Origin of the sequence: Colwellia sp. PAMC 21821 (assembly GCF_002077175.1) — a bacterium.
Classification (GTDB): domain Bacteria; phylum Pseudomonadota; class Gammaproteobacteria; order Enterobacterales; family Alteromonadaceae; genus Cognaticolwellia.
The window spans coordinates 890,101-908,343 of the sequence record NZ_CP014943.1 but is presented as its reverse complement, the minus strand read 5'-3'; the positions used below and the strand labels follow the sequence as shown (position 1 = coordinate 908,343).

Below are 18,243 nucleotides of genomic sequence, written 5' to 3'. Positions count from 1 at the left end.
TTAGGATTTACTAAGGTATTATATTCTTAGTACATGCGAACGCGACGAGCGTTCTCACGAGAAACTTTTTTAGCTGCACGTTTTACTGCTGCTGCTTTTTTACGCTTACGTTCCCAAGTTGGCTTTTCGTAAGATTCGCGACGGCGAACTTCTGAAAGGATACCTGCTTTTTCACATGAACGTTTAAAACGACGTAATGCAACGTCAAATGGTTCGTTTTCTCTTACTTTAATTACTGGCATGTACTATGTTACCTTAGTTAGAAATCTATATTAAATCGGTGTCTGATTTCAGCCACATGGCCTCATCTTCACCCACTCTATTAAAAATTGGTGACATATTCTAATGCGAACGATACGCTAATGTAAAGGAGTAATAACTTTTTCGGCCATATTTTGCTTAAATTGCCTTCTATAAAATAGCCGTAGTCAGGGAATGTTAATAATTACGTTGTTTTCGTTGACCTATTGCTGGCTGTGGGCGCTTTAAAATAAATTTAACTATCTTTTATACGCTATAAATTGAAAGTTGCTTGTGGCATAGGTAAAATCATCGGCCAAATGACAACTGCTTTCTGAATGCTAGCAATTAGTCGACTTCTTCTATTGATGTAACCCTGCTAGGTAAAGAAAAACTATGCGAATTTTAGGTATTGAAACTTCTTGTGATGAAACCGGTATTGCCATTTACGATGATGGTGAAGGTAATTTACCCGAAGGCATAGTGGCTCACAGGTTATATAGCCAAATTGCCGTTCATGCTGATTATGGTGGAGTAGTACCTGAGTTGGCATCACGTGATCATGTGCGTAAAACGATTCCTTTAATCAAAGAAGTACTCGCTGACGCTAACTTAACACCGGCAGACTTAGATGGTGTTGCTTATACTGCAGGACCTGGCTTGGTTGGCGCTTTATTAGTTGGCTGTTCAATTGGTCGAAGTTTGGCTTATGGCTGGAACTTACCTGCTGTACCTGTACATCATATGGAAGGGCATTTATTAGCGCCAATGCTGGAAGAAAATGTCCCTGACTTCCCATTTGTAGCTTTATTAGTGTCGGGTGGTCACACTATGTTAGTGCGTGTTGATGGTATCGGTCACTATGAACTTCTTGGCGAGTCTGTTGATGACGCTGCCGGTGAAGCATTTGATAAAACAGCCAAACTACTTGGGCTTGATTATCCTGGTGGTCCGGTATTAGCCAAAATGGCAGAAAGTGGTCGAAAAGGTCGTTATAAATTTCCGCGGCCTATGACCGATAGACCAGGTCTAGACTTTAGCTTTAGTGGTTTAAAAACGTCAGCGGCAAATACCATCCGAAAAGAAGAAAAAGAAGCATTAACTCCCGAGCAAAAAGCGCAAACACAAGCTGATATCGCTTATGCCTTTCAAGAAGCGGTAGTTGATACGTTGGCCATTAAATGTAAAAGAGCATTAAAACAATGTGATTTAAGTCGTTTAGTTATTGCCGGTGGTGTGAGTGCTAATACAGCGTTAAGAGAAAAGTTAGCCGAGATTACGAAGAAGCTTGGCGGCGAAGTATTCTACCCTAGACCTGAGTTTTGTACCGATAACGGTGCCATGATTGCCTACGCAGGTTTGCAGCGTTTAAAAGCTGGTGTAGATACAGACTTAACTTTTAAAGCAACGCCGCGTTGGCCACTAGATACTTTAGCGCCTATTTAAATTGCTTAAATATACCCGCTAAGCAGCGACGTTATTTTTTATTAAAGGATATTTTTGATTCTGTGCCCTGTATAAGTCTGATTATATTTTCTCTATGTCGAAAGATAATTAGCCCAGATAACATTAACACAGGGTAGACATAAATAGGTTTCAATAACCAAGTATAAATAGGTGCCATTGATACAGTAACAATGGCAGCTAAGCTTGAATAACGTGTAACTTTAGCGACTAATAACCAGGTTAAAACAAGTAACCCACCTAAATCTAAACCAATAGGTAAAAGCACGCCAAATGCTGTTGCAACAGCTTTCCCACCTTCAAAATTGAAAAATATTGGGTACATGTGCCCTAAACAAGCCGCGACAGCGATAATGCCTAAGTATACGGGGTCTAAACCTAAAAAGTAGCCACCCCATACGGGTAATGTGCCTTTGAGTATGTCAAAAATAAGCACAGCGGCGGCAACGAATTTATTACTAATGCGTAATACATTTGTAGCACCAGGGTTTTTAGAACCAGTAGCGCGAGGATCAGGTAAGTTCAATAACTTGCAAAGTAAAATGGCACTCGAAATTGAACCTACTAAGTAAGCCATAACAACCATTATAAATGTGACAAGTAAACTTGTGATACTCAGCTCCTTCCAAAGCAGTTGTTAGCAAAAGCTGTAAAAATAAGCATTTCTTTTTAGCTTTTTGCCATTGTAGCGTGATGTTTACTAGTTTTTCTAGACCCGCACAGGTAAACTCGCCATTTATTTTTAAAGCAAGTGTGGCGATTGTTTGTTCTATTCGATTACGCCGTTGCATAAATAAGGTTTTAGTGTGGATAAAGTCTATATTGAAGGATTAACCTTTCAAACAACCATTGGTTTTTACCCATGGGAAAAAGAAATAAAGCAAACACTCGTCATCGACTTAGCCATGGGCTGGAATACGGCCAATGCGGCGGAGAATGATGAGCTAGCTAAAACGCTTGATTACGCAGCAATTTCTGAAGCTATAGTCGAGTTTGCTAATGCGAATCCGGTTGATTTAATTGAAACACTTGCTGAACGTATTGCCACATTTCTTATCGATGAATATCAAATCCCTTGGTTGCGTTTGAAATTAATGAAACCCACTGCGGTACATAACGCTAAAACAGTTGGTGTTGAAATAGAACGTGGTACCACGCTGTTAGGCCAAGCATTGTAATGGCTGAAATATATATTTCGCTTGGTAGTAATATCAATCGTCAACATTATATTGAGCAGGGACTTAATGCATTAACGGATGCTTTTGGTACGTTAACCTTATCATCGTTATTTGAAAGTGAAGCGGTCGGCTTTGCGGGTAAAGCATTTTACAATATGGTGGCTGGGGTAAGTACTGAGCTAACCCTAACTGACGTTGCCGAAACACTACGCAAAATAGAGTTTGCTCATGGTCGAAGTCAGTATGCTAAGAAGTTTAGTCCACGTACTTTAGATTTAGATTTATTACTTTATGACGTGGTTATTACAGAAGAACCCGCCCAAATACCACGTGATGAAATTACTAAAAATGCTTTTGTTTTATGGCCGTTAGCTGAAATAGCCGGGCATTTGGTTCACCCTATTGTTGAACAAAGCTATGAAGAGTTATGGCGACAATACGATAAAAATCAACAGCAGTTAAAAAAAGTGCCTTTAATTTGGGCAAGAGTAAATAAGGAAATATAATCAGTATGAGCACAATTGAAGTTTTTATTTTAGCGTTAATACAAGGCTTAACCGAATTTTTGCCGATTTCGAGTTCGGCACATTTAATTTTACCATCGGCTGTTTTTGGCTGGGAAGATCAAGGTTTGGCGTTTGATGTTGCCGTGCATGTTGGTACTTTATTCGCGGTAGTATTATATTTTCGTAAAGAAGTGGGCAATATGGCCGTTGCATGGTTTGGCACACTGAAAGGCGAACGCGATAATTTCGATGGTAAATTAGCTTGGTGGATTATTTTTGCCACTATACCAGCAGGATTATTTGGTTTACTTGGTAAAGACTTTATTGAAGAACATTTGCGTAGCGCACTGGTTATTGCCGCGACAACATTATTATTTGGCTTTTTACTTGGCTTTGCTGACATTAAAGCGAAACAAAACAAGAGCATTGAAAATTTAGGTTTTAAAGGCGCTATGTTAATTGGGCTAGCGCAAGCAATAGCGCTAATTCCGGGAACATCACGCTCTGGTATTACGATGACTATCGGCTTGATGTTAGGTTTAAGTAGAGAAAACGCCGCGCGTTTTTCTTTTTTACTCTCTATTCCTGCTATTGCTATGGCTGGCAGTTATTTGACCTTAAAGCTGATTCTAGAAGCTGGAGCTGTAGACTGGTCAGCAATGGGCTTAGGCAGTGTGATAGCGTTTGTTAGTGCTTATGCTTGTATTCATTATTTTCTTATTGTAGTCAACAAAATAGGCATGATGCCATTTGTGGTTTATCGTTTAGTGCTTGGCGTAGGTCTGCTTTGGTTTGTTGTCGGATAATTGTTACAATACATTTAACTTATAAATAAACGCGCTTTGGCGCGTTTTTGTTATAAATATATATATACACATACTAAGTGGGTAGTTTGCACTTAGTATTACTTTATTTACCTTAGTTGTAATAATTATCTATCAGGCTTTTTTAACATCGCGTATAAACTTTCCAGTTAACCGGTAATGATAGATATTCAGCTAATAAAAGTGAGAAATTTGATGAATTTGTCTTTAACTGAAGAACAAATAATGATTCAAGATATGGCACGTAAATTTGCCGATAGTGAGTTAGCACCTGTAGCAGCAAAGCTTGATGAAACAAGGGATCAAAATTTGTTTTTAAAAAACTTGGCTCAATTAAATGAGTTAGGTTTTATGGGCTTAAATATTAAAGCTGAATATGGCGGTGTTGAAGCTGGCACTGTAGCCTTTAGTTTGGCGATTACCGAAATAGCGCGTGCTTGTGCATCAACGGCTGTTACAACATCGGTGACTAATATGGTCGCTGAAGTTATTCAAGCGGTAGGTAACGAAGAACAAAAAAATAAATACCTGCCAAAAATTTGTAGTGGTGAATATCGTGCTGGTGGCTTTTGTTTAACTGAAGCAACTGCAGGCTCAGACCCTGCAGGCATGAAAACTCAAGCGGTTAAAGACGGCGAACATTATATTATTAATGGCAGTAAGCTCTATATTACTAGCGGCTCGTTCGCTGATGTATTTGTGGTTTGGGCAGTAACTGACCCTGAGGCAAAAAAAGGTAAGGGTATTTCGTGCTTTATTGTTGAAGCCGATACTGCAGGCATTACCATTGGTAAAGCTGAAGAAAAAATGGGCCAAAAAGCGTCACCAACTAATGAAGTACAATTTAACAATTGTCGTGTGCCAGCATCATCGATGATGGGCGCAGAAAATAAAGGTTTTGGCGTTGCCGTAGGTGAATTGGCTGGTGGTCGTATTGGTATTGGTTCTTTAGCATTAGGTGTTGGTCTTGCCGCACTTGATTATGCTAAAGCTTATATTGTTGACCGTAAGCAATTTGGTCAATCACTGTCAAACTTTCAAGGTCTTCAATGGACGCTAGCAGAGCGTTATACTGAGATGGAAGCTGCACGATTACTCCTGATGCAAGCTGCATATACTAAAGATCAAGGCCAACCATTTGGTATGGCCGCTTCAATGGCGAAATTATTTGCCACTGAAAATGCCAATAAAGCTTGTTACGATGCTTTACAGTTGATGGGCGGTGCAGGCTATATTAAAGAATACCCACTTGAGCGTATGGCGCGTGACGTGCGTGTTACTTCAATTTATGAAGGCACGAGTGAAATTCAAAAAGTGATTATTGCTCGCGAATTATTGCAAAAAGTTTAAGCGATAATCGTGGTTATTTAATAAAAGTTAAACGCTCTGAACCTCATATTTAACGCTTTTGGGAATTTAAGCGAGGAAAAGAGCTTTAACTTTACATCAAGCAATGTGCAGTACTTTACGAAAATTAAGTTTAGAAAAAAACGTAAAAAATACTTTTTATTTTCCCTATATACTCCCTAAAAATAATCCCTATAAATAGTCACCTTGCTTTTCTTGTATTCGTTGCACGACTCAATGAATAAGCTAAAAAATCACCAAGGGCGCAATGCCTACACGGCTATCTGAGCAATGAGCTTCTTTGCCTTGCTTATAAAACTTTGATCTCTGAATAAATGGCTTATTTTTTCTAGCCCGACTTGTTCAATATTTTTTTGTACATGAAAGAAATCTAAGTTATTAAACGCCTCTACACCATCGTCTCCAACCTTAAAAATATCCTTAACACTGTCAAAGGCAATTAAATCACCTAGGCGGCATGAAAAATAACATAGCAAAGTGTTTTGAGCTTCTTCAATTGGCCGGTCACTGTATAATTTATCATTAATTAAGGGGCCTAGGCTGTTGCCAATGCCCTCGACAATGGATTTGGGTAGCTGCCAGCGCTCGGCTAATACTTTGCCGATTACAGACGAATTGATATCCAAAGATAATTGGCTGTCGCGCACTCTTTCGTACAATGAAGTCTGGCTCAAATAGAGCTTGGCTATTGATGGTTTATAAGAGAGCATCGTCATATCTCCCAAGCTTATTAGCAAACATAAGGTCGATAATTCAGCCGCATTTTCCTTATCTAAATGTTTGGCAAGCAAAAATACAAAGGAACTCGCCAAATAACTAGATATCCATATTTTTTTATAGGCCGCTGCTTGGGCTTTATTTTCAAATGATAGACTTTGTTGCAAGATAAACTGTATAGCGATACTTTTTACCGCCGTTACCCCCATAAATACAATGGCATGATGAATGCTCTCTATGGGTTGTCGCAAGGAAAAAAGTGAAGAATTCACGGTGTTAATGATTTTGGCCGTCATTTCTGCATCTGACTTTATCAGCGCTATTAACTCTTTTGGCTCAAGCTCGCCGCTCGTCAAGTTTAGCAATAAGGGGTTCGGTTGACGAATGCATTGACTCATTTCATTAATTGTTTGCTGCTGTTTTTTATTGAAACTATCAAAACGTAGTAATTTAAAATCCAGAAAATCTTCGGAGTTATTTATTACATCACTTTGTTTAGGAATAAGGTTTACATGCGCCTGAGGGCTTGATGATATGCTGCGTAACTTAACCGTTGGGGATTTACTGCGTCTAGCAATAATACTCTGAGCACGATTAGTTTTTCTACTGCTTTTTCCTCGATTTAAGTACCATAAGATAGAGGTAATTACGGCGAAAACAATAATGATCTTATCTAATGACATTTAACTACCTAATTCAAAACAAAAAATTCCGACAAATTATGAACTTATTAAACTACAGGGTCAAACTAAATGCTCAACCGCTCGTTTTAAATTCAGCTAAAAATAGGACCGTTTATTAGTCAAATATTTATCAAACAGTTGTCGGGCAGGGCCTTTAAAAGTTCTAGCTGAGCAGTTTACTAATGCTATTGTTATATACTGGGCCTAATTTATAATCACAGCTTAAAAGAAATATTTAGTCCATTTGCTTGCATCTTTAGCGTTTGACCCCACTTAAATTAGCATATCTCTTTATTATTGGAACTGCATTGATGACAAATTCTCTCGCGATCACCTTAGAAAACTTTCAACAAGTTATTATCGAAGAATCAAAAAACAAACTTGTATTGCTTGATTTTTGGGCTCAACAAATACCTGAAAGTGTTGAACTAAGAGATAAGTTGACTCGTGCATTGGCAAACTATAGCGACACAATATTATTTACAACAGTAGATTGCGAAACTCAGGGACAAATAGCTCAACAATTTGGCATTCAAGGCTTACCAACCGTAATATTAGTAAAAGACGGCCAGCCACTTGATGGTCTTACCGGACCACAAACTGATGAAACCATTAATGAGTTTTTAGGTAAATACCTACCTAAAGAGCAAGATGTTTTATTGGCGCAAGCTAATGAACTTTTAGCCGAAAATAAAGTTGCTGAAGCATTTCCTGTTATCACTCAAGCTTTCCAACTTGACAACGAACGCGCTGATATTAAATTAGTGCTAGCTAATGTATATATTCAAACTGGCAAGATTACAGAAGCAGAAGCGTTGTTGAAAAGCATTAAAATGGTCGATCAAGACAGTAGTTATCAATCATTAATGGCAAGATTAGAGCTAGCCACTCAGGCTGCTGATTCTCCTGAGATTCAAGCGTTAGAGCAACAGTTAGAAAGTGATCCTGATAATATTGAGCTGCAACAAAAATTAGCCGCGCAATATAGCCAAGTTAATCGCAATGACGAAGCACTGACGATTCTATTTTTACTGGTACAAAAAGATGGCGCAGATACAGCCAGTAAAGATTTATTACTTGATGTGCTGAAATCGTTACCGGATGGTGATGCATTAGTCAGTAAATATCGACGTAAGCTTTATACCTTAATGTATTAATAATTTAGCAAGTTTACCTAGCAGCTAGCTAAGATGATTGGTTTCAGCCGAACCGACAATTGACCAACAGCAAGCCATTAAGTTAATTATGGTTGGTGCTTTGGTGCTAAACCGATGTAGGTCGGTATTTATGCCGTCAAGCTTGGGTAGCAAGTTAAAGCTATTGCCAAATAAAGGTGATGGGCTGAAATCCAACGGGCATTTAACGCATATTTAACCAACAGCAAGCCAATAAGTTAATTATCCTTGCTGTCTCGGTTCTATTTCGATTTAAGTCGGTATTTATGCCGTCAAGCTAGCAGGGGTTTATTGCTTAGTTAATACGAACGGCTAAAGCCCATATACAACCTACAAGGAAGCGGCAGCATAACAGCAGGTGAATAAAAATTGCCGCTTGCGTTTGTAGGTCTACATCATATGAATTAAATCGCTTCATCCATTACATTTTCATCCATTAAGTTTTCATCTTTTAATAAATGGGCAAACTCGCTTAAAAACTTTTGAATTTTCTTCGCTACCACTAGCTGACAATACTTATTTTCTGGGTTGTTGGTAACATAATCTTGATGATAGTCTTCTGCACTATAAAAATTATTAGCCGCTTTGATCAAAGTGACAATAGGGTGTGCAAAAAGTTTTTGTGCATTCAATTGACTAATTTTAGTTTCAGCTATAATTTGTTGCGTTGAGTTGTGAAATAAAATGGTCGAACGATATTGGCTACCTATATCTTCACCTTGACGATTAATCGTGGTTGGATCATGTATAGCAAAGAATACCGTTAATAATTGCTCTACACTTAATTGCGACGGATTAAAGGCAATTTGAACTACTTCTGCATGATTACTGAGACCACTACAAACTTGCTCGTAGCTTGGGTTTTCAATATCGCCATCAGCATAACCACTAGTCACAGAAATTACGCCTTTAACGCGTGAAAAAATATTTTCGACACACCAAAAGCAACCGGCGCCTAGTGTTATTTTTTCGAAATTCATTGCTCTTTTCCTCGTGTAAGTTACCTGATAGCTATGCGATTAGGTTGCTAAAAGTGTATTTAAATGTAACTAAAAGACGCTTAGACGTCTACATGGTTTGTATTTCAGAAGATATCACTCAGACGTTTAGATGTCTATATGTTTTTAGAATTTAAATTTAAGAAGATAAGGATAAAATTACTATTGAATTTATACTGTAGGGATATGAGTTATTAGTTATACCAATTGAAATAAATAATCGATCATTTTAAGGCGGTTTAAATCGTCAATAACTGCGTTGTTTTCAATCCCAATAGCCCGCTATTACTCAATCAAACGCCTTATTCTTGAACAATTTATCCTCGCTTAAAATTGGTCAATAACTTATTACATTTGGTATTATTCGTTTTTTGGGGGAAAACTTAATGAGAAAATATGCTTTAGGCTCCTTTATCCTGTTCTAGAATTGAAAAAGCTAGAAGTGTTAGCTTCTAGCTTTTTAATTTAATTTACTAAGCAACAAGTATTACTTTACTTCTTCACCAGCGGCTTGTTTGTCAGCATGATAGCTTGAACGCACGAGAGGACCACAAGCAGCGTGATCAAAGCCCATTTTATCAGCTTCACGTTTAAACATGTCAAAGTCGTCAGGGTGAACGTAACGTTCAACCGGTAAATGATGTTTACTTGGTTGCAAGTATTGTCCAATGGTTAACATAGTCACGCCGTGAGCACGCAAATCGCGCATGACTTGTAGAATCTCTTCGTTAGTTTCACCTAAACCAACCATTAAACCCGATTTTGTGGGCACGCTTGGATTTGCTTCACCAAATTTTTTCAACAAATCTAAAGACCATTGGTAATTAGCGCCAGGGCGAGCTTTGGTATATAAACGCGGAGCAGTTTCTAGGTTGTGATTGAATACACCCGGTGGGTGGGTATTTAAAATCTCTAAAGCACGATCCATACGGCCACGGAAATCCGGCACTAAAATTTCTACTTTTGTATGTGGAGAGTGCTCGGCAATCTCTGTAATACAATCAACAAACTGTTGTGCGCCGCCATCACGTAAATCGTCACGATCTACTGAGGTGATCACTACGTATTTTAATTTCATGTCTTTTAGCGTTAAGGCTAATTTACGCGGCTCTTCTTTATCTGCAGCTAGTGGGCGACCATGGCCAACATCACAAAATGGACAACGACGAGTACAAATGTCGCCTAAAATCATAAAGGTTGCGGTGCCGTGGTTAAAACATTCAGATAAATTTGGACATGACGCTTCTTCACAAACTGAATGCAAATTATGCTTACGTAGTGCGGCTTTTATACTATCAATACGTTCTGAGCTTTTTGGCAATTTAATACGTAACCAATTAGGTTTTCTGAGCATAGTTTCACGCTCAGAAGTCACAACCTTAATAGGAATATGGGCCATTTTTTCGGCATCGCGTAATTTAGTGCCAGGGGTAATGCGTGATGATTTAGTGGTCATGTACTGTTTCCAATCCCGTTTGATAAGATAAATGCTGAGTGTCTAATAATTCACTAAGGTGTTTAACCAGTGATTCACCCGCTTGATCTACTGTGGCAGGGCCCTGTAAATCGATTGTTTGTATCATTTCTAAGCCTTGGTAACCGCAAGGGTTAATGCGTAGAAATGGTGATAAGTCCATATTTACGTTTAATGCTAAACCATGAAAAGAGCAGCCTTTGCGCACGCGTAGTCCCAAAGAGGCAATTTTTTTATCGTCTACATAAACACCCGGAGCATCCGGTTTTGCTTTTGCATTGATGCCAAAATCGGCCATTGACGCTACGATGCCGTTTTCTATCAGTGTTACCAACTGTCTAATGCCCATTTTTCTGCGGCGTAGATTGATCATAAAGTAGATAACTTGTTGACCGGGACCGTGATAGGTCACTTGTCCACCTCTATCTACTTTCACTACCGGGATATCACCAGGCATCAAAAGGTGCTCGTCTTTGCCTGCTTGCCCTTGGGTAAACACTGGCGGATGCTCTACCAGCCAAAGTTCATCAGCGGTATTGTCATCTCGATTATCGGTGAAATTTTGCATGGCATGCCAAACATCGATGTAGTCGAGGTTATTTAGTTGCCGAATAATCAAAGTGTTTTTCAAGGTATATCTCTATAAATTCTGTAGTGTTTATTATATCCAAATAATAACTGGAATACACCGTAAAAACCGAATAGCATTAAAGTACGTAGCGCACTTGTTCAATAGCGTTCAAGGTTTTATATATTGTTTCTATGTGCTCTTTACTTGTCACGGTAACAGCCACTGCAATTGAGTGGTAATTACCTTTTGAGCTTTGTTTGATTTTTGGTGCATAATCACCTGGCGTGTGCTTTTGTAATTCACCGACAACAAGATCTGGCAATTCGTCACACGCAATACCCATAATTTTAAAGTTAAGTACGGTGGGGAAATCTAGTAATTCATCAAACTTAGTATTCATTTCTTTTCTCTTAAATCGGTAAAACAACGCTATGATAGGTGTTTTAAAATGTCTGGGATATTAGATAAATGTTTAATAAACCAAGCCATTAAGTGGTAATTTATTTGTTTGCATATGTAAATTGGCGATATTTTAACACTATTTGTTACGAATGTGACCAATAGCCGCTAATTTGCTTATCTTTATTGAGTATAAGTGAGGGAGATTTTATCTAAAATCAATGGATAGTGGTGATTATATTTTTACTGAGCCGCAGCTAAAACATAAAAACTCAGCCTAGGCTGAGTTTTTGACAGAAAATAATAGCCTAATCATGCAAACATTGAGCAGGATTAATTAACAAACTGCAGTTTTACATAGTCCATTAATTTATTGAACATGCTACCTTCATTAACTTCTTGCAGTGTCACCAGTGGGTATTGGGCAATATCTTCACCGTCAAGTTGTAAAAATAACTTACCAACAACTTCGCCCTTTTTCAGTGGTGCTGTTAATTGTTTGTCTAACTCAAAATTAGCTTGTAAATTTTTACGTTGACCTCGCGGTATAGTGATCGGTGTATTAACCATAATACCTAAATCAACTTCTTTGCGATCGCCCATCCAAACACGGTCACTGACAAATTTCTCACCGGCTTTATACGGTGTGTAAGTTTCAAAAAAGCGGAAACCGTAGTTAAGTAATTTTTTGCTCTCTACTTTACGTGCGCGCTCGCTGTCTGTGCCCATAACCACACTGACTAAACGCATGTCGCCTTTAGTGGCCGAAGTTACTAAACTATAACCCGCTTGAGATGTGTGGCCGGTTTTTAACCCGTCAACATTCATGCTTTTATCCCACAATAAGCTATTGCGGTTATATTGTTTAATATTGTTATAAGTAAAAGATTTTTGGCTATACAGTTTATATTCTTCTGGCACATCGCGAATAAGGGCAATAGCCAATGTCGCCATATCGCGAGCTGTAGTTTTGTGTTCTTTACTGTCTAAACCATGGCTATTTTCAAAAAAGCTGCTGTGCATGCCTAATTGTTCAGCGTGAGCATTCATTAATTGGGCAAATGCGCCTTCACTACCGGCAATATGCTCTGCCATAGCGACACAAGCGTCATTTCCTGATGCAACGATAATACCTTGGTTTAGTAAACTTACCGGTACCTCTGTGCCAACTTCAATAAACATTTTTGATGACTCAGGGAAGTTTTTCGCCCAAGCTTTTTCGCTAATTCTCACCGGATCATCATTTTTGATGTTACCACTAACCAATTCTTTACCTATGATGTAGCTGGTCATCATTTTGGTTAAACTTGCTGGTGCTAGTAATATATCGGCATTACTTTCAGCGATAACCTTACCTGTGGCGTAATCAATTAAAATGTGACCTTTAGCATTTACTTCTGGCGCTGATGGGATAATAGTTTGAGCATGAGAAAGAGAGCAAACGCTTAATAATACAGAGCCTAAAAAAGTTAATAACTTTATTGATTTTTTAGACACTTGAGTAACTTTGAGTTGGGGCATAATTGTCCTACAGCACTATCGATTAATGGAAATTATAAATATTTTATGGAGTATAACATTATTCATTTTGAATTCTAATGAGCACCAGCATCAATTTGTTACTATTGATGAATTTAGCTGCATATTTGTACGTTTAAATGAGCGGTGAAATTATTTAATCGCTAAAAATAATGGCTAAAACATAACCGCGAACAGAGAAAAAAACAGGGTTTTATAAAGTTTAAATTTTACTTACGAATAAAAGCTTTAGGGTGACCATTGTCTTTAATCATTAATAATAATCGCTTTAGTTCATCATTACTTTCTATCGGACCAACAAGCACACGAAAAATTCCATTTTTTTCTTCTATTTGTGCATTTTTTTGATATTGCTTAGCTAATGTCTTGGCAAGTTTAGTTGCTTGCGCATGACTTTGGCTAGCAAATACCTGTATGTACTGTGATTTTACAGGTGATGATACTAATAATGTCGGTATTTTAGGTATGGTTTTATCTGTTGCTATTACTTGAGTAACAGTTGAAACAGCTGATGTTGGTAAAGTTGTTATTTGTGCTGCAGTATCGTTGAAGCGCGGAGTATTGTCTTCAAGTTGTGCTAAACCAGCAGTAGAAAAGTCATTAATGGCAGAAATAGTTACGTTAGCGGTGCCTGTTCTTAGCATATCAAGTTTATAGGCTGCACTATAAGACAAATCGATAATGCGGCTCTGATGAAATGGACCTCGATCATTGACCCTAACAATAACGGATTTACCATTACTATTGTTAACGACTTTCAAATAGGTAGGTAAGGGCAAATTTTTATGGGCGGCGCTCATGGCGTACATATCGTAAATTTCACCGTTAGAGGTTAAATGGCCATGAAATTTTCGGCCATACCATGAGGCTGTGCCGGTTTGGCTAAAGTTTTCTGCAGTGTTTAATACTTGATAATGCTTGCCAAATACTTGGTAGTGCTTGTTGCCACCTCGGCTATGCTCTTCAGCTCGCGGTGTTGCATTATGTAGTTCACTGGCGTTTGGTATGCGCGTTGGTGTACTGTCATGCTTTTGTTGGTAGCGGCCATGGTTGGTACTACAGGCCGAAACCATTATCAATAGTAACCAGAGATAGAAATGTTGGGGTATATTTAGTTTCGTCATGAAATACCAGTTGACCCTTTTATTTTACAATTTGTTTATTCGCAAATTTTTATTAGATATTAAACCGTCTATGCGTACTTATTGCCATTAGCATGCCAAAACCTGCCATTAATGTCACCATTGATGTGCCACCATAGCTAACTAAAGGTAGCGGGACGCCAACTACCGGCAATAAACCGGATACCATGCCGATATTCACAAAAATATAAACAAAAAATGTTAGCGTTAAACTACCGGCTAATAGTTTGGTAAACGCATGTTGAGCATTAACGGCAATCCATAAGCCGCGCATAACTATTGCTAAATATACGGTTAATAATAAACCCACACCAATTAAGCCAAATTCTTCACTAAATACGGCGAATATAAAATCTGTATGGCGCTCAGGTAAAAACTCTAGTTGCGATTGGGTACCTTGCAACCAGCCTTTACCGTGTATGCCGCCTGAACCGATAGCAATTTTAGATTGAATAATATGATAGCCAGAACCGAGTGGATCTTGTTCAGGATCTAAAAATGTAAGTACCCGCTGTTTTTGATAAGGCTTCATCAAAAACATCCACAAAACCGGGGCAAAAGCTGACGCTAATCCGACACAGGTTCCGATAAGCCTCCAACTAGCACCAGCAAGAAAAATAACAAAAATACCAGAACTTGCGATAAGTAAAGAGGTACCCAAATCAGGTTGTCTAGCAATTAATAAAGTGGGTATTAACACTAAAATAAAAGCGATAATTATTTTAGAAATTCTAATCGGTAAATCGTATTGGCTGACATACCAAGCGATCATTATTGGCATAACAAGTTTCATAATTTCAGAGGGTTGAAATTTAGTTACGCCAAGATCTAACCAACGTTGAGCGCCTTTGCCAACATGGCCAAAAAGCAAAACGGCAGTTAATAACATTAAGCCAACAATGAATACAGGCACCGCCCATTTTCGATACGACAAGGGTGGGATTTGCGCGACAATAAACATAACAAAAAGTGCTAACCCAACACGTTTTGCATGGCGTATAAGTACAGCAGATTCTTGTCCTCCTGCACTATAAACAACAAATAACCCTAGGGTCATTAAGGCCAGAATACCTATTAAAAGAGGTAAATCAATATGTAAGCGCTGCCATAAGGTTCGCTGCCTTTGTTGGTCATGTCCGGTACTGCGCACTAAGGCTCACCTGCTTTATTTATAATGTTTTGTTGATAAACATTGTCATGATTTGGATGTTGCCGTGGGTTTTTGCTGACAATTTCACGATCCCCAAAATACTGATCCATAATCTGGCGCGCTACTGGTGCGGCATTTGCACCACCACCGCCTTCAGCGACATTTTCAATGGCAACAGCTACAACTATTTCGGGGTTTTCATATGGTGCGAAAGCAATAAACATGGCATTGTCACGTTTGCTTTCTTTAACTTTGCTGGCGTCGTATTCTTCACCTTGCTCAATATTAGCGGTTTGTGCTGAGCCAGTTTTACCCGCCGCGTCATATTTAGTGCCTTTAAATGCGTTATAACCGGTAGCACCGAATTTTTGCACGGTATTATGTAAACCGTCTAAAACAACATCCCAACTTTTTTTATTCTTTAAAATAATTGGCGGTTTCTGATCAACAATATATTCAGTAATAAGCGCCTGTTGCACACTGGTATCTTCGTTGTGTGCTAACACTTCACTGGTGGATTTTAATAAGTGCGGTACTTTAATTTCACCCTTGTTGACCAAGATGGATATGGCTTGTGATAACTGTAAGGGGGTGACTGACCAGTAACTTTGGCCAATACCCACAGATAAGGTTTCACCGGTATACCAACCTTTATTATAACGGGCTCTTTTCCATTCGATACTGGGCATAATTGCCCGGCTTTCTTCATGTAAATCTATGCCAGTATATTCACCAAAGCCAAATTTCATCATCATTTGACTAATGCGGGTAATGCCAAGTTTGTAGGCTAAGTCGTAGTAATAAACATTACAAGATTGTTCCAAGGACTTATTCAAGTCGACTTTACCATGGCCCCACTTTTTCCAGTCGCGACGCTTGGTTTCTATGCCGGGAAGTTGATAAAAACCGGGATCATAAATTTCTGTTTCTGGCGTGATGACTCCAGCATCTAAACCAGTTAATGCTAATAAAGGTTTAATGGTTGAGGCCGGAGGATAGCCTTGTACTGCTCGGTTTAGTAGAGGTTTATTACTTTCAGGAGCTAAAAGTTTTTTGTACTTTTTACTGCTAATACCATGAACAAACAGGTTGCCATCAAAACTCGGGTTAGAATACATGGCGAGAACGCCACCGTCTCTTGGGTCAATAGCAACAACGGCACCACGCTTACCCGAAAGGGCTCGTTTTGCGATCATTTGCAGCTCAATATCCATGGTTAAGGTTAGGTCTTTTCCTGGGATCGGCGGCGTAAAATCTAAAGTACGTATGATCCGACCTAAGTTATTTATTTCAACTTCTTGGTGACCAATAGTGCCGTGTAAAATATCTTGATAATATTTTTCTAAGCCTAACTTACCAATATTGCGGGTAGCGGCGTAGTTTTCAGCTAAGCCTTGCTTTTCAAGCGCGAGAGAATCTCGGCCGTTAATACGTGCGACGTAGCCAAGCGAATGAGTGGTTAAATCTGCAAAAGGGTAATAACGTTTTAAACGTGCATCGATAAAAAAACCGGGAAACTTATGTTGATTGACCGAAAATAAAGAAATTTGTTGTTCGCTTAAACGAGAGTAAAGCTCAATTGGCTTAAAACGACGTTTACTTTTTACTGCTTTGAGTAATTCGTCTTGTTTTTCTTGGCTTATATCTAATAGTTGGCTAACCTCAGCTAGGCTATTTTCAATATCAGTCACTTGTTCAGGGATCACTTCTAAACTGTAAACTGGCGTGTTGTCAGCCAATAAAACACCATTTCGATCGTAGATTAAGCCTCTATTGGGCGCGACTGGTAAAAGTTTAATACGATTGGAGTTTGAGCGTGTCTGGTATTTCTGATATGAATTAACTTCGAGATCATAAATATTACTAAACAACATCAAGGCAATTATGATGACGGCAATAAAGGTGATGAAAGTACGGCGTGCAAATAAATTGGCTTCAGCGCTATGATTTCTAATGGCAACGCGTTTTTTGGGGGCCATTATTTATTCTCGATGGTATGGGTGATTATTGTTGATTGACCAAGCACGATAAAGGCTTTCAGCAACGACAATTCTAACCATTGGATGTGGTAATGTCAGCGGAGATAATGACCACTTTTGTTCAGACGCTTCAATACAAGCGGGCGCTAAACCTTCAGGACCACCAACAAGCAGAGCAACGTCTCGACTATCAACATGCCAACGATCAAGTTGTTTAGCAAGTTGAGGTGTAGTCCAAGGCTTGCCTTCTACCTCTAACGTAACAATGCGATTACCTTTTGGAATAGCGGCTAACATTTGCTCACCTTCTTTTTCTAGAATGCGAGCAATATCGGCATTTTTACCACGTTTCCCCGGGGAAATTTCCACTAGGTGGAAACTCATGTCACGGGGAAATCTACGGCAATATTCGCTAAATCCTTGGCTAACCCAAGCTGGCATTTTATTACCAACGGCATATAAGGTAATGCGCATTGTTGTTTAGATTATTCCCAAAGTTGTTCTAGTTGGTAACGATCGCGAATTTCATCAGTCATCACGTGAACAACCACATCACCTAAATCAACTAAAGACCATTCACCAATATCATTACCTTCAACGCCTAACGCTTCAATACCTGCAGCGCGGCATTCAATAGTTAGTGATTGGGCAATAGAAATAACGTGACGTTTTGAGTTACCAGAGCAAACTAACATGTAGTCAGTGAAACTCGATTTTTTAGATACCTCTAATGTGACGATATCGCGGCCTTTCATATCTTCGATTTTTTCGGTAACAAAAGTAATTAGGTCTGAACTTTGCAAAGTGGGATCTCTATAATTAACAATAATCGGCGA

The 18,243-nt window shown here is 38.8% G+C and carries 19 protein-coding genes; 6 read left to right on the top strand and 13 right to left on the bottom strand.

All coding sequences use genetic code 11. The features are described from left to right. Positions 1-26 precede the first annotated feature (26 nt). Positions 27-242 (bottom strand): 30S ribosomal protein S21, encoded by a 216-nt coding sequence (gene rpsU / locus A3Q33_RS03825; protein ID WP_011045067.1) that lies wholly within the window; start codon positions 240-242, stop codon positions 27-29. Positions 243-636: 394 nt separating this feature from the next. Here rpsU and tsaD point away from each other — a divergent pair, with 394 nt between their 5' ends. Further along, the gene (gene tsaD / locus A3Q33_RS03820; protein ID WP_081178787.1) at positions 637-1,686 is read left to right on the top strand and encodes a tRNA (adenosine(37)-N6)-threonylcarbamoyltransferase complex transferase subunit TsaD; all 1,050 of its coding nucleotides are present in this window, start codon (positions 637-639) and stop codon (positions 1,684-1,686) included. 31 nt (positions 1,687-1,717) lie between these two features. Here tsaD and plsY read toward each other — a convergent pair whose 3' ends face one another. Beyond that, entirely contained in the window at positions 1,718-2,290 is a 573-nt protein-coding gene (plsY, locus tag A3Q33_RS03815) for a glycerol-3-phosphate 1-O-acyltransferase PlsY (protein WP_081178786.1), read from the bottom strand. A gap of 220 nt (positions 2,291-2,510) precedes the next feature. Here plsY and folB point away from each other — a divergent pair, with 220 nt between their 5' ends. The 4 genes from folB (at position 2,511) to A3Q33_RS03795 (ending at position 5,562) form a co-directional block, all read left to right on the top strand. After that, complete coding sequence (gene folB, locus A3Q33_RS03810) at positions 2,511-2,882, top strand: dihydroneopterin aldolase (RefSeq protein ID WP_081178785.1); 372 nt, start codon at positions 2,511-2,513, stop codon at positions 2,880-2,882. Continuing rightward, positions 2,882-3,388, top strand: a complete 507-nt coding sequence (folK, locus tag A3Q33_RS03805; protein WP_081178784.1) for a 2-amino-4-hydroxy-6-hydroxymethyldihydropteridine diphosphokinase — start codon at positions 2,882-2,884, stop codon at positions 3,386-3,388. Before folB ends, folK begins: the two co-directional genes overlap by 1 nt. Positions 3,389-3,393: 5 nt before the next feature. Next, positions 3,394-4,194: an undecaprenyl-diphosphate phosphatase gene (locus A3Q33_RS03800; RefSeq protein WP_081178783.1), complete on the top strand. Its 801-nt coding sequence runs from the start codon at positions 3,394-3,396 to the stop codon at positions 4,192-4,194. A gap of 213 nt (positions 4,195-4,407) precedes the next feature. Beyond that, positions 4,408-5,562 (top strand): acyl-CoA dehydrogenase family protein, encoded by a 1,155-nt coding sequence (locus A3Q33_RS03795; protein WP_081178782.1) that lies wholly within the window; start codon positions 4,408-4,410, stop codon positions 5,560-5,562. 269 nt (positions 5,563-5,831) lie between these two features. Here A3Q33_RS03795 and A3Q33_RS03790 read toward each other — a convergent pair whose 3' ends face one another. After that, the gene (locus tag A3Q33_RS03790; protein WP_081178781.1) at positions 5,832-6,980 is read right to left on the bottom strand and encodes an HDOD domain-containing protein; all 1,149 of its coding nucleotides are present in this window, start codon (positions 6,978-6,980) and stop codon (positions 5,832-5,834) included. Between the two features lie 311 nt (positions 6,981-7,291). On the opposite strand from A3Q33_RS03790, the gene A3Q33_RS03785 reads away from it, so the two are divergent. Continuing rightward, positions 7,292-8,137 (top strand): tetratricopeptide repeat protein, encoded by an 846-nt coding sequence (locus A3Q33_RS03785; protein ID WP_081178780.1) that lies wholly within the window; start codon positions 7,292-7,294, stop codon positions 8,135-8,137. A gap of 422 nt (positions 8,138-8,559) precedes the next feature. Here A3Q33_RS03785 and msrA read toward each other — a convergent pair whose 3' ends face one another. From msrA to rsfS, 10 genes are all read right to left on the bottom strand, one after another. After that, complete coding sequence (gene msrA / locus A3Q33_RS03775) at positions 8,560-9,135, bottom strand: peptide-methionine (S)-S-oxide reductase MsrA (protein WP_081178778.1); 576 nt, start codon at positions 9,133-9,135, stop codon at positions 8,560-8,562. A gap of 505 nt (positions 9,136-9,640) precedes the next feature. Further along, positions 9,641-10,609: a lipoyl synthase gene (lipA, locus tag A3Q33_RS03770; RefSeq protein WP_081178777.1), complete on the bottom strand. Its 969-nt coding sequence runs from the start codon at positions 10,607-10,609 to the stop codon at positions 9,641-9,643. Further along, the gene (gene lipB / locus A3Q33_RS03765; RefSeq protein WP_231295837.1) at positions 10,599-11,195 is read right to left on the bottom strand and encodes a lipoyl(octanoyl) transferase LipB; all 597 of its coding nucleotides are present in this window, start codon (positions 11,193-11,195) and stop codon (positions 10,599-10,601) included. The genes lipA and lipB overlap by 11 nt, the downstream gene beginning before the upstream one ends. A 139-nt stretch (positions 11,196-11,334) precedes the next feature. Further along, positions 11,335-11,598 carry a DUF493 family protein YbeD gene (gene ybeD / locus A3Q33_RS03760; protein WP_081178775.1) on the bottom strand — a complete coding sequence of 88 codons (264 nt, stop codon included), beginning with the start codon at positions 11,596-11,598 and terminating at the stop codon, positions 11,335-11,337. Positions 11,599-11,930: 332 nt separating this feature from the next. Next, a complete protein-coding gene (locus tag A3Q33_RS03755) occupies positions 11,931-13,118 on the bottom strand; it encodes a serine hydrolase (protein ID WP_081178774.1) in 1,188 nt (395 codons plus the stop codon). A 227-nt stretch (positions 13,119-13,345) separates the two neighbouring features. Next, positions 13,346-14,260 (bottom strand): septal ring lytic transglycosylase RlpA family protein, encoded by a 915-nt coding sequence (locus A3Q33_RS03750; protein ID WP_081178773.1) that lies wholly within the window; start codon positions 14,258-14,260, stop codon positions 13,346-13,348. A 52-nt stretch (positions 14,261-14,312) separates the two neighbouring features. Then, complete coding sequence (gene rodA, locus A3Q33_RS03745) at positions 14,313-15,428, bottom strand: rod shape-determining protein RodA (protein ID WP_081178772.1); 1,116 nt, start codon at positions 15,426-15,428, stop codon at positions 14,313-14,315. Next, the gene (mrdA, locus tag A3Q33_RS03740) at positions 15,428-17,407 is read right to left on the bottom strand and encodes a penicillin-binding protein 2 (protein ID WP_081178771.1); all 1,980 of its coding nucleotides are present in this window, start codon (positions 17,405-17,407) and stop codon (positions 15,428-15,430) included. The genes rodA and mrdA overlap by 1 nt, the downstream gene beginning before the upstream one ends. A 3-nt stretch (positions 17,408-17,410) precedes the next feature. Further along, positions 17,411-17,881, bottom strand: a complete 471-nt coding sequence (gene rlmH / locus A3Q33_RS03735; protein ID WP_081178770.1) for a 23S rRNA (pseudouridine(1915)-N(3))-methyltransferase RlmH — start codon at positions 17,879-17,881, stop codon at positions 17,411-17,413. A gap of 11 nt (positions 17,882-17,892) precedes the next feature. After that, positions 17,893-18,210, bottom strand: a complete 318-nt coding sequence (gene rsfS, locus A3Q33_RS03730; protein WP_081182269.1) for a ribosome silencing factor — start codon at positions 18,208-18,210, stop codon at positions 17,893-17,895. Positions 18,211-18,243: the final 33 nt, after the last annotated feature.